This window comes from Amycolatopsis sp. NPDC104819 (genome assembly GCF_055583145.1).
Map to the genome: position 1 here is coordinate 421,272 of NZ_JBVJON010000002.1, position 12,894 is coordinate 434,165.

The following is a 12,894-nucleotide window of genomic DNA, read 5'->3' on the forward strand; positions in this document are numbered from 1 at the left end:
AGGTGAGGGCAATGTGGCCAAGACCGGTGCCAGGCGAGCCGAACCGGTGAGCCCGCGTACGGCCAACCTGGCCGCCGTCCTGCGGGCGCTCCGGGGCGGACCGCTCTCGCGCACGCAGCTGGCGGCCCGCTGCGGGGTCGCGAAGTCGGCGGTTCCCGGCCTGCTCGCCGAGCTCGCCGAGCGAGGCCTCGTCCGGCCCGCCGGGGTCCTCCCCGGCAACGGCCGCCCGAGCCGGCTGGTCGAGCTGGACGGCGAAGACGCGTACGCGCTGGCGCTGAGCATCGAGGCCGACCGGCTGTCGGCCGTGGTCACCGACCTGTCCGGCCGGGTCCTGGCCGAGCACGCCGAGACCGTCGACGTCGCCGCGGCCGGGCTGCAGCGAGGCATGGACGAGCTCGCCCACCTCGCCCACCGCGTGCTGCCCGGCCCGCCCGTCGGTGTCGCGATCTCGGTGCCCGGGCTGGTCGACTCGGCCGCCGCCGTGCTGCGGTTCGCCCCCGCCCTGCGGTGGCGCGACGCGGAGATCGCCGGCCTGATGGCGGCGCGCCTGAACCTGCCCGTCGACGCGGTCGCCGTCGACAACGAAGCCAACCTCGGCGCGCTCGCCGAGTCGCTCACCGGGGCCGGCGAGCTGTTCTACCTCAGCGGCGGGACGGCCGTCGGCGGCGGGCTCGTGTCCGGCGGGGCGATCCTGCGCGGCGCGCGGGGCTTCGCGGGCGAGGTCGGGCACATCAACGTCGACCCGTCCGGCGAGCGCTGCGCCTGCGGCCGGACCGGCTGCCTCGAGACCAAGGCGAACCTGGCCGCCGTCCTGCGCGCCGCGGCGGCGCCGGGGGACCGGCTGCAGGACCCCGCGCTGGGCGTGGCCGAGCGGGTCGCGCTGCTCACCGAGCGCGTCCGCCTCGGTGACCAGCGCGCGGTCACCGCGGTGCACGAGCTGGGTGTCGCGCTCGGCGTCGCACTGTCCACTGTGGTCGACGTGCTCGACCCGGACGTCGTGGTGCTGGGCGGGTACTTCGCCGAGCTCGGGCCGTGGCTGGTCGAGCCGGTCCGCGTCGAGCTTTCCGCCCGGCCCCTGGGCCACGCCCGGGTGGTGCCGTCCGAGCTCGGCCTCGAAGCTCCCCTGCGGGGCGCCGCGCACGTCGCGGCCGAACGGCTCTTCGCCGACCCGACCCTCGTCCCCGCCACCGAGGAGGCCTCGGTATGAGTCTGCTTTCCGTCCGCGGGATCGTGAAGTCCTTCCCGGGGGTGCGCGCGCTCGACGGGGTCGACCTCGACGTCGAACCCGGCGAGGTGCACTGCCTGCTCGGCCAGAACGGCGCCGGGAAGTCGACGCTGATCAAGGTCCTCGCCGGCGCGCACCAGCCGGACGCGGGGGAGATCACCTGGCAGGGCGAGCCGGCCAACCTCGGGTCCCCGGTCGACGCGCTGCGCCTGGGCATCGCCACGATGTACCAGGAGCTCGACCTCGTGCCCGGGCTTTCGGTGGCGGACAACATCTTCCTCGGCCACGAACGCGCCCGCTTCGGGTTCACGCGGATCTCCCAGGCCCGTGACGAGGCCGCCCGGCTGATGGCGCGGCTGGGCCACCCCGGCATCCGGCCGTCGGACGAGGTCGGCCGGCTCTCGGCGGCGGGCCAGCAGCTCGTCTCGATGGCCCGCGCGCTGGCCCACGACGCCAAGCTGCTCGTGATGGACGAGCCCACCGCCGCGCTGGCCGGCGAGGAGGTCGACAACCTCTTCCGCATCGTCGGCGAGCTGACCGCGGACGGTGTCGCGGTCGTCTACATCTCGCACCGGCTCGAGGAGTTGCGCCGGATCGGGCACCGGGTGACCGTGCTCAAGGACGGCCGGACCGTCGGCACCGGGCTCGACGCGCGCACCACGCCGACCGCCGATCTCGTCGCGCTGATGGCCGGGCGCAAGGTGGAGACGGTCTTCGGGCCGCGTCACGACGGCCACGCCGACCGGAGCAAGCGGGCGCTCGAGGTCGAGGGCCTGTCCCGCGCCGGGGAGTTCGAGAACGTGAGCTTCACCGTCCACGCCGGGGAGGTCGTCGGGATCGCCGGCCTGGTCGGGTCCGGCCGCAGCGAGCTGCTGGAGACGATCTTCGGCGCGCGCAAGGCCGACCGCGGAACCGTTGCCGTGGACGGGAAGCCGCTGAGCCCGGGCGACATCCGGGCCGCCGTCAAGGCCGGTGTCGGGCTCGCCCCGGAGGAGCGCAAGAGCCAGGGCCTGCTGCTCGACCTGCCGGTGGTGCACAACGTGACCCTCGCGAGCCTCGGCCGCTACGCGAAGCTCGGGTTCACCGAGCGCGGCAAGGAGCTCGACGACGCCGGCGCCAGCCTGCGCCGTCTCGACCTGCGCCCGGCCGACCCGCGCCGGATCGTCCGCACGCTCTCGGGCGGCAACCAGCAGAAGGCGGTGCTCGCCCGCTGGCTGGTCCGCGGCTGCCGGGTGCTGCTGCTGGACGAGCCCACGCGCGGGGTCGACGTCGGCGCGCGCGCCGAGCTGTACCGGCTGATCGACGAGCTGGCCGCGACCGGCGTCGCGATCGTGCTGGTGTCCAGTGAGATCCCCGAGGTGCTGGGGCTGTCCGACCGGGTGCTGGTGCTGCGCGAGGGCCGGGTCCTCGCCGACCGGCCCTCCGGCGGGCTGACCGAGGCCGCGGTGCTCGACGTGATTCTCGAGGGGAGTGCGGCATGACCGACACCGAAGCGCCACCACGCAAGGCGGTGACCACCGAAGGACGGCGGTTCGCCTTCCGGGCCGACCCGCGGCTGCTCGGCCTGGCCGCCGTGCTCGTCGTGCTGTGCCTGGTCGGCCAGTTCACCCGGCCCGAGCTGTTCTTCACCGAAAGCAACATCTCCACGATCCTGCGGCTGGCCGCGGCGATCGGCGTGGTCAGCGTCGGGATGACGTTCGTGATCATCAGCGGCGGCATCGACCTGTCCGTCGGCTCGATCGTCGCGCTCTCCAGCGTCTGGCTGACGACCCTGGCCACGCAGTCCTACGGGCCGTGGGTGATGGTCCTCTGCGGACTCGCCGTCGGCCTCGGCTGTGGGCTGGTCAACGGCGTGCTCGTCTCCTACGGCAAGGTCGTGCCGTTCATCGCGACGCTCGCGATGTACGTCTCGGCACGCGGGCTCGCCGAACGGCTCAGCGGCCGCCGCACGCAGGTGGTCGCCGACCAGGACTTCCTCACCTTCTTCCGCGGTGACCTGCTGGGCATCCCGGTGCTGATCTGGCTGTTCGCGCTCGTGTTCGCGGTCGGCTGGGTGGTGCTCAACCGCACCACGTTCGGGCGCCGGACCTACGCGGTCGGCGGCAACGCCGAGGCGTCGCGGCTGGCCGGCATCAACGTCAAGCGCCACCTCGCGCTCGTGTACGGCGTCGCCGGGCTGTGCTGCGGGATCGCCGCGCTCATGGTCGTCGCGCGGACGACCGCCGGCGCGTCGACCAACGGCATGTTCTACGAGCTCGACGCGATCGCGGCGGTGGTCATCGGCGGCACGCTGCTCACCGGCGGCCGCGGCTCGCTGATCGGCACCCTGATCGGCGTGCTGATCTTCACCGTGCTGTCCAACCTCTTCACGCTCAACAACCTGGACACCGACATCCAGAACATCGCCAAGGGCGTGATCATCGTCCTCGCCGTGCTCTTGCAGTTCCGGGCCAGGAAAGCCAGGACCGGTCCGTAGTACCACCTTTGGAGGCCGTCATGACCGAACAACCCTTCCTCGGCCGCCGGGGATTCCTGCTGGGCGGGGCCGCCGTCGGCGCCGGCGCGCTGCTGGCCGGCTGCACGTCGAACACCCCCGCGAACTCGGAGGCAGGCGCACCGGTCGCCAACGCGGGCAACAACGCCCAGCCCGGAAAGCCGGTCACCATCGGCTTTTCCGCGCCGGCCGCCGACCACGGCTGGATCGCGGCGATCACCAAGAACGCCAAGGCGCAGGCGCAGAAGTTCACCGAGGTGAAGTTCACCGCCACCGAGGGCACCAACGACGTCAACCAGCAGATCTCCCAGGTGGAGACGCTGATCAACGCCAAGGTCGACGTCCTGGTGATCCTGCCCTTCGACGGCAAGGCGCTCACCTCGGCCGGGCAGCAGGCGATGGACGCCGGCATCCCGGTGATCAACCTGGACCGCGTCTTCGACACCCCGCTCGCGTATAGAACCTGGATCGGCGGCGACAACTACCGGATGGGCGTCAACGCGGGCAACTACCTCGCCGCGGAGCTCAAGAAGAAGAACGTCGCGAACCCGATCATCGGCGAGGTCGCCGGGATCGACTCGCTGCCGCTGACCCAGGAACGCAGCAAGGGTTTCGCGGACGCGCTCGGGCGGGCCGGGTTCAAGGTCGGGCCGCGGGTTTCGGCGCAGTTCACCTCGGAGTCGGGTGAGCAGCAGACGGCGAACCTGCTCCAGGGCGCGCCCAAGCTGGACGCGCTGTGGAACCACGACGACGACCAGGGCATCGGCGTCAACGCGGCGATCGACACCGCGGGCCGCAAGGAGTTCATCATGGTCGGCGGCGCCGGCTCGAAGAACATGATGAACCTGATCAAGGCCGACAGCTCGCCGATCAAGGCGACCGTGCTCTACAGCCCGTCGATGGCCTCGACGGCGATCGCCCTCGCGCGCCTGCTCGGGCAGGGCAAGGGGATCGGCGACCTGGCCGAGCACGACATCCCGGCCGAGATCACCACCTATTCCGCGGTGGTCACCAAGGAGAACGTCGACCAGTACCTCGACGTCGGCTTCGACTCCTGACCTGGTTCTCGCACGCACGTATCAAAGGAGGGGTATGAGCCCGGCACGGGAAACCATCGGGATCGGGATGGTGGGCCACGCGTTCATGGGTGCGGTGCATTCGCACGCCTGGCGCAGTGTCCACCGGTTCTTCGACCCACCGCTGGTGCCGCGACTCGCCGTCCTCGCCGGTCGCGACGAGAAGCGGGCCGGTGACGCGGCGGCCAAGTTCGGCTGGGAAGCCGTCGAGACCGACTGGCGGAAGCTGATCGCCCGCGACGACGTCGGCCTGGTCGACGTCTGCACCCCGGGGGACAGCCACGCGGAGATCGCGATCGCCGCGCTGGACGCCGGGAAGCACGTGCTGTGTGAGAAACCCCTGGCCAACTCGGTGGCGGAGGCCGAGGCGATGGCCGAGGCGGCGCGGAAGGCCCGGGAACGCGGGGTCCGGGCCATGGTCGCGTTCAACTACCGCCGGGTGCCCGCACTCGCGCACGCCAGGAAACTGGTCGCGAGCGGGGCGCTCGGCGAGATCCGGCACGTGCGGTCGGTGTACCTGCAGGACTGGCTGTCCGACCCGCAGGCGCCGATGACCTGGCGGCTGCGGCGCGAATCGGCCGGCTCGGGCGCGCTGGGCGACCTCGGCGCGCACATCGTCGACGCCGCGCAGTTCGTCACCGGTGAGACGATCACCGGGGTTTCCGCGCTGACGAACACCTTCGTGAAGCAGCGGCCGTCCGAAACCGGCGGGACGGACGACGTGACGGTCGACGACACCGCGTTGTTCCTGGCCCGGCTGTCCGGGGGAGCCGTGGCGAGCTTCGAGGCGACGCGGTTCGCGCTCGGCCGCAAGAACGCGATGCGGCTGGAGGTCAACGGGGCGAAGGCGAGCCTGGCGTTCGACTTCGAGTCGATGAACGAGCTGCAGTGGTACGAAGGCGGCGGCACCGAAGCGGGCTTCCGGCGCATCCTCGTCACCGAACCCGAGCACCCGTACGTCGGCGTGTGGTGGCCGCCGGGCCACCTGCTCGGGTACGAGCACACGTTCACCAACGAGGTCGCGGATCTCCTGCAGGCCATCGGCACGGGCACCGATCCCGAGCCGAGCTTCGAGGACGGCCTGCGGGTCCAGCGCGTGCTGCACGCGGTGGAGGTAAGCGCTTCCGCCGAAGCCGCCTGGACCGCCGTGGAGGCGTCCGCATGAGCCGTCCGGTCACGCTCTTCACCGGCCAGTGGGCGGACCTGCCGTTCACCGAAGTCTGCAAGCTCGCCTCGGAATGGGGGTACGACGGCCTCGAGATCGCCTGCTCCGGCGACCACTTCGAGGTCGACCGGGCACTGTCCGAAGAGGACTACGTGCCCGGCAGGCTCGCCCTGCTGGCCGAGCACGGGCTCAAGGTGTGGGCGATCTCGAACCACCTCGTCGGGCAGGCCGTCTGCGACGACCCGATCGACCACCGGCACCGCGCGATCCTCCCGTCCCGGGTCTGGGGTGACGGCGAACCCGAGGGCGTCCGGCAGCGGGCGGCCGCGGAAATGGCCGACACCGCGCGGGCGGCGGCGAAGCTCGGCGTCGACACCGTCATCGGCTTCACCGGGTCGAAGATCTGGCGGTACGTCGCGATGTTTCCGCCGGTCACGGCCGATGTCATCGTTGACGGCTACGAAGACTTCGCGCGCCGCTGGCACCCGATCCTCGACGTCTTCGACGAGGTCGGCGTCCGGTTCGCGCACGAGGTGCACCCGTCGGAGATCGCGTACGACTACTGGACCACCAAACGGGCCCTCGAAGCCGTCGGGAACCGGCCCGCGTTCGGGCTGAACTGGGACCCGTCGCACTTCGTCTGGCAGGACCTCGACCCGGTCGGGTTCATCCTCGATTTCGCCGACCGGATCTACCACGTCGACTGCAAGGACACGAGGAAGCGCTTCGACGGCCGCAACGGCCGGCTCGGCTCGCACCTGGCGTGGGCCGATCCGCGGCGGGGCTGGGACTTCGTGTCCGTCGGCCACGGCGACGTCCCCTGGGAGGACTGCTTCCGGGCGCTGAACTCGATCGGCTACACCGGTCCCGTCTCGGTGGAGTGGGAAGACGCCGGGATGGACCGCCTCCGCGGCGCGGCGGAGGCGGTGAAGTACCTGCGCGAGCACCTGTTCGACCAGCCGTCGGCGGCTTTCGACGCGGCTTTCAGCAACCAGAGATGAGGGAGTTCCATGTGCGGTGACAGGCCAGAGCAGCACTCCCGAAGGACGTTCCTGAACGTGGCGACGGCGGCCCTCACGGTGGGGGCCGCGGCCATCGCGCTGCCCGGCACCGCGGACGCGGCCCAGGCCCGGCGGCGGGTCCCGATCGACAAGATCAGCATCCAGCTCTACTCGCTGCGGTCCCTGCTGCAGAACGACCCCGAAGGCACGCTCTCCGCGCTGGCCGACATCGGCTACCGGAAGGTCGAGCTGGCCGGGACGTACGGCCGCAGCGCCGGCGAGTTCCGCGCCATCCTCGACCGCAACCACATCAAGGCGTCCTCGACGCACGTCGGCATCGACGGCGACCTGAACCAGACCATCGCCGACGCGAAGATTCTCGGCAACCGCTCGGTCGTGGTGCCGTACGCGAACTTCGGCACCATCGCCGAGTGGGAGGCTTTCGCGGGCCGCATGAACACCGCGGCCGTCGCCTTCAAGAAGGCCGGGCTCAAGCTCGGTTACCACAACCACGACCACGAGTTCGCCCCGATCGGCGGGGTGGTCCCGTACGACGTCCTCACGAAGAACACGAACAAGCGGGACGTGCACCTGGAGATCGACCTCTTCTGGGCGGTCAACGGCGGCGCGGACCCGGTCGAGCTGTTCCGGCGCAACTACCCGCGCGTGACCCAGTACCACGTGAAGGACCGGACCGCGGACGGCCAGATGGTCGACCCCGGCGCCGGCGTCATCAACTTCCCGCGCATCTTCGCCGCGTCCTGCCACAACATCGGCGAGTACATCGTCGAGCACGACCAGCCGGCCGACCCGCTCAACACCGCCAAGGTCGGCTTCGAGTACCTCCGCACCGTACGGTTCTGAGACCCCCGGGGGAAATCCACATGCGAGTGTCACGTCGGTCGATGCTGGCCGGAACCGCCGCGGGGGTGCTCGTGCCCGCCATCGGCGTGGGCGCCGACTCGGCGTCGGCGGCGGGTCTGACCCGCAAGATCACGATCTACGCGGAAGCGCTTCCCGGCGGCCTCTACGGCTACGGCCTCGAGCCGGGCAAGGCCACGATCCCGGGGCCGCTGCTGGAGATCTACGAGGCCGACACCCTCGAGATCGAACTGGTCAACCGGACCGACCAGCGGCTGTCGATCCACCCGCACGGCGTCAACTACGACACCGCGTCCGACGGCGCCCCGCTCAACGCGTCGTTCAACAACCCGGGTGAGACGCGGACCTACACCTGGAAGACGCGGACCCGCTACGAGGCGAGCGGCGGGTTCTGGATGCCGGGCAGCGCCGGCTACTGGCACTACCACGACCACGCGATGGGCACCGACCACGGCACCGCCGGGCTCGCGCGCGGGCTCTACGGCGGGCTGATCGTGCGCAAGCGCGGGGACCTGCTGCCCAGCAGGCAGTACACGGTCGTGTTCAACGAGATGATGATCAACCACAAGATGGCGCCCGACACCCCGATCCTCGAGGCGCGGCTCGGCGAGCGCGTCGAGTGGGTGTGCGTCGGGTACGGCAGCCTGCCGCACACGTTCCACCTGCACGGGCACCGCTGGGCCGACACCCGGACCGGGATGTTGAGCAGTGCCACCGACAACGTGCAGGCCGTCGACAACAAGAACCTCGACCCCGGCAGCTCGTTCGGCTTCCAGATCATCGCCGGCGAGGGTGTCGGGCCGGGGGTGTGGATGTACCACTGCCACGTCCAGACCCACTCCGACGGCGGGATGGTGGGCGTGTTCCTGGTCCGCAACGCCGACGGCAGCCTGCCGGACGGCGCGCAGGAGGCGCTCGACCGGTTCAAGGAGCACGGCCACGCCGGGCACGACATGAACCCCGACGGCCGCACCCATGCTTAGGAGGGAACGGATCATGAAGAGACGATGGTTCGGCCGGCGCGGGGCGCTGGTGCTCGCGATCGGGGCGGTCCTCGCAGCGGGGGCCCCGCTGATCACGATGCCGGTGGCCCAGGCGGCGCCGGCGGCGAACGTGGCGGTCAACGTGCTGGTCTTCCACGGCGCGGCCGCCGACCAGAAGGACCCGGTGCTGCGCGCGGCGGACGCGATCGCGCGGCTGGGCTCGGACAACGGCATCACGGTGACGGCGTCGTCCGACCCCGCCGTGTTCAGCACGGCGAACCTCGCCAAGTACCGCGGCGTGGTGTTCCTGTCCGCGCAGGGTGTCACGCTCGCCCGGGAGCAGGAAGCCGCGCTGCAGGCCTACATGAAGGCGGGCGGCGGGTTCCTCGGCATCTCCGACGCGGCCCGCGCGCAGGACTCGTCCCAGTGGTTCACCGGCCTGATCGGCGCCCGCCCGGTCGGCGCGCGGCCGACCCCCGAGGCCGTGGCCTCGGTGACGGCCAGCGCGGAGAACCCGCCGAACGAGACCAAGGAGAAGCTGGCCGACAACAACGAGAACACCAAGTGGCTGACGTTCGCGACGACCGGCTGGGCCGCCTACAAGCTGGCCACCCCGGTCGCGGTCAGCAGCTACTCGCTGGTGTCGGCGAACGACTTCCCGGGCCGCGACCCGAAGAGCTGGACCCTGCAGGGTTCGGCCGACGGGCAGGCCTGGACCGACCTGGACACCCGCACGAACGAGGTGTTCACCGACCGGTTCCAGACCCGGACGTTCACCTTCGCCAACACGACGGTCTACCCGAACTACCGGCTGAACATCACCGCGAACTCGGGTGAGCCGCTCATCCAGCTGGCCGACCTCAAGCTGTTCAAGGACACCTCGACGACCCCGCCGCCGCCGGAGCCCGCGCCGCAGCAGGCCGTCGTCGACGTCCTCGACGCCCAGCACCCGGCCACCGCCGGGCTGCCGCAGAACTGGACGCGCACCGACCGCTGGCTCAACTGGGAGTCCAACCCGGTCGGCACCGTCCACACGGTCGCGCAGGTCGAGGAGAAGGGCTACAACCCGGGGGTCGGCGCGAACGGCGCGTTCCACCCGATCTCGTGGTGCCGTGACTACGACGGTGGCCGCTCCTTCTACACCGGCATGGGCCGCACCGAAGGGTCGTACGGCGAAGCGCAGTTCCGCAACCACCTGCTCGGCGCGCTGCGCTGGACGACCGGCATGGTGCGCGGCGACTGCCAGGCCGGGATCGCCGCGAACTACAAGGTCGAGCGACTGACCGGCAAGAACGCGGCCGGGCAGCTCGACCAGATCGGCGAGCCGCACGGGCTCACCATCGCCCCCGACGGCAAGGTGTTCTACATCGGCAAGGCGGCCTGCCCGACCGGGCCGATCGTCAGCTGGGACGACCCGAACGTCGGCCTCGGCTGCGGCACGGTCCACCAGTGGGACCCGGTCACCAAGAAGGTCAAGCTGCTCACAACGTTGCCGGTGATGGGCAACCGCGGCAGTGGTGACGAGCTGGTCAAGAACGAAGAAGGCCTGCTCGGGCTGACGCTGGACCCGAAGTTCACCGAGAACGGCTACATGTACGCCTACTGGATGCCGCACGCGTCGATCGACCGCGACAAGCGGATCGGCAAGCGCACGGTGTCCCGCTTCACCTACGACCTGGCGAAGCAGACGCTCGACCAGGCCACCCGCAAGGACCTGCTGTCCTGGGACGTCCAGATCCACAGTTGCTGCCACGCGGGCGGCGGCATGGCGTTCGACAAGGACGGCAACCTCTACGTCGGGTCCGGGGACAACAACTCCTCGGGCGGTTCGAACGGCTACTCGGGCAACAACTGGACGCTCGACTACAAGGGCATCTCGTTCCAGGACGCCCGCCGCACCGCGGGCAACACGAACGACCTGGACGGCAAGATCCTGCGCATCCACCCGGAGGCGAACGGGACGTACACGATCCCGCAGGGCAACCTCTTCCCGAACGGGCCGGCGGACAAGACGCGCCCGGAGATCTACGTGATGGGCGTCCGCAACATCTCCCGGTTGCAGATCGACCCGGTGCACAACTGGATGACCGCGGGCTGGGTCGGCCCCGACGCGTCTTCGCCGAGCCCGGAGCTCGGTCCGGCGAAGTACGAGACGGCCACGATCATCACCGAGGCGGGCAACCACGGCTGGCCGTACTGCATGGGCAACCGGCAGCCCTACCGCGACCGCAGCAGCACGAACGCCGCGGAGCTGACCGGCTGGTACGACTGCAACAACCCGGTCAACACCTCGCCGCGCAACACCGGCCTGGTGAACCTGCCGCCGATCAAGGACAACATGATCTGGTACTCGCCCGACGGCGGTGGCCCGGTCTTCCCCAACCGTCCCAACAGCTCCATTCCGACGTACAACGCGGCGGACGCCACCTACACCCAGCCGTACCTGCGGGGCGGCGGCCAGGCCGTGATGTCCGGGCCGACCTACCACCGTTCGCTGGTCAACACGAACAGCGGTGTCGCGTGGCCGGCGTACTGGGACAACAAGTGGTTCATCGGCGACGAGTCGAACTCCCAGAACCGGGTCGCGGTGACCGTCGACCCGGCGGGCGTGCCGACGCACCAGCCGCCGGTGTTCGCCGAGACGTTCCGCCAGATCATCCCGGGCGGCTCGGGGGACACCAAGGTGCAGAGCTGGATGGACGCCAAGTTCGGGCCGGACGGCGCGCTGTACGTGCTCGACTACGGCAACGGCTTCTTCTCCCTGGACGCCAACCAGAAGCTGCTGAAGATCAGCTACACCGGCGGGGCGCCGACCCCGGCGCCGGCCGCGTCGTCGACGCTGGTGCAGAACAAGGCGCTGACGGCGGCGTTCACCGGGTCGAAGTCCGGTGGCGTGTCCTACCGCTGGGAGTTCGGCGACGGCTCGGTGTCGACGCAGGCCGACCCGCGCCACACCTACCCGCGCACCGGGATCTTCACCGCCAAGCTGACCGTGACCTACGCGAACGGTGAGGCGGTGACCACGCGGACCGCGGTGAACGTCGGCTGTCTCGTGGCCGATCCGGGTCCGGTGGTGACCTTGGGTGACACGATCACGAAGGTGGTCAACCGCAACGCGGGTGGTGGCTGCACGGTCGACGACTTCATCGACGACGAAAGCACGTGGAGCACCCACGCGGCGTTCGTCAACCACGTCGAGCAGGCCACCGAAACGCTGTCCGACCTCGGGGTATTGAATGACGCCGAGGTGACCGAGCTGAACGCCGCGGCCGAGGCGTCCCCGATCGGGAAGCCGGGCACCACCGGCTACGACGCGCTCTTCGACGGCACGGCGGAGTCGTTGCGCGGCTGGGAACAGGCGCCGTCGGGGCAGTTCGCGCTGCAGCCCGACGGGTCGATCCGGTCGGCCGGCGGGCTGGGCATGCTCTGGTACGCCCAGCGGCAGTTCGGCGACTTCTCGGTGAAGGTCCAGTTCAAGGACATCGCGCCGGACACCTTCCGGGCCAACAGCGGCGTCTTCGTCCGGTTCCCGGACCCGCGGACCCCGCTGGAGCAGCGGCCACCGGGCAGCTGCGGCACGGTCGGCTCGGCGCGGACGTCGCAGGCGTGGGTCGCGATCTACTGCGGTCACGAGATCCAGATCTACGACGGTGACAGCGGCGAGCCGCAGAAGACCGGGTCGGTCTACAACTTCGACCCGCGCCCGCTCGACCAGGCGGGGGCGCGGCCGAAGGGGACCTGGAACGAGTACGAGATCAAGGTGGTCGGGCAGCACTACACGATGACCCGCAACGGCGTGGTGATCAACGAGTTCGACAACACGCCCGGCCAGCAGTCCTCCCGGGCCGGCGATCCGCCGACCGACCTGCGGCAGTTCGTCAGCGGGTTCATCGGGCTGCAGAACCACAGTGACAACGACCTGATCGAGTTCCGCAACATCCGGGTGCGGCAGCTGTAGTTCGGCCGCGGCGGGGGGGGGGGGGGGGGGGGGGGGGGGGGGGGGGGGGGGGGGGAGGAAGAGAAGGAGAACAACACCACACCCCCAAGACGCCAGCAGGGGGCTCTGAC

At 70.6% G+C, this 12,894-nt stretch carries 9 protein-coding genes; all 9 read left to right on the forward strand.

Annotated features, from left to right (window positions below; genetic code table 11):
• Positions 1–46: 46 nt before the first annotated feature.
• From ACZ63E_RS06900 to ACZ63E_RS06940, 9 genes are read left to right on the forward strand one after another with little or no spacing between them, the layout of a single operon-like run.
• On the forward strand, positions 47–1,207 hold the full coding sequence (locus tag ACZ63E_RS06900) for an ROK family protein (RefSeq protein WP_465309631.1): 1,161 nt from the start codon (positions 47–49) through the stop codon (positions 1,205–1,207).
• Positions 1,204–2,706 (forward strand): sugar ABC transporter ATP-binding protein, encoded by a 1,503-nt coding sequence (locus ACZ63E_RS06905; protein WP_465334983.1) that lies wholly within the window; start codon positions 1,204–1,206, stop codon positions 2,704–2,706. The genes ACZ63E_RS06900 and ACZ63E_RS06905 overlap by 4 nt, the downstream gene beginning before the upstream one ends.
• Positions 2,703–3,701, forward strand: coding sequence for an ABC transporter permease (locus tag ACZ63E_RS06910; RefSeq protein ID WP_465309635.1), 999 nt, complete (start codon positions 2,703–2,705; stop codon positions 3,699–3,701). The genes ACZ63E_RS06905 and ACZ63E_RS06910 overlap by 4 nt, the downstream gene beginning before the upstream one ends.
• A 20-nt stretch (positions 3,702–3,721) precedes the next feature.
• On the forward strand, positions 3,722–4,777 hold the full coding sequence (locus ACZ63E_RS06915) for a substrate-binding domain-containing protein (protein ID WP_465334985.1): 1,056 nt from the start codon (positions 3,722–3,724) through the stop codon (positions 4,775–4,777).
• Between the two features lie 34 nt (positions 4,778–4,811).
• On the forward strand, positions 4,812–5,960 hold the full coding sequence (locus tag ACZ63E_RS06920) for a Gfo/Idh/MocA family protein (protein ID WP_465334987.1): 1,149 nt from the start codon (positions 4,812–4,814) through the stop codon (positions 5,958–5,960).
• Positions 5,957–6,961: a sugar phosphate isomerase/epimerase family protein gene (locus ACZ63E_RS06925; protein WP_465334989.1), complete on the forward strand. Its 1,005-nt coding sequence runs from the start codon at positions 5,957–5,959 to the stop codon at positions 6,959–6,961. Before ACZ63E_RS06920 ends, ACZ63E_RS06925 begins: the two co-directional genes overlap by 4 nt.
• A gap of 9 nt (positions 6,962–6,970) precedes the next feature.
• The gene (locus tag ACZ63E_RS06930; RefSeq protein WP_465334990.1) at positions 6,971–7,825 is read left to right on the forward strand and encodes a TIM barrel protein; all 855 of its coding nucleotides are present in this window, start codon (positions 6,971–6,973) and stop codon (positions 7,823–7,825) included.
• Between the two features lie 20 nt (positions 7,826–7,845).
• Positions 7,846–8,826, forward strand: a complete 981-nt coding sequence (locus ACZ63E_RS06935; protein WP_465334992.1) for a multicopper oxidase domain-containing protein — start codon at positions 7,846–7,848, stop codon at positions 8,824–8,826.
• Between the two features lie 13 nt (positions 8,827–8,839).
• Entirely contained in the window at positions 8,840–12,784 is a 3,945-nt protein-coding gene (locus tag ACZ63E_RS06940; RefSeq protein WP_465334994.1) for a ThuA domain-containing protein, read from the forward strand.
• Positions 12,785–12,894: the final 110 nt, after the last annotated feature.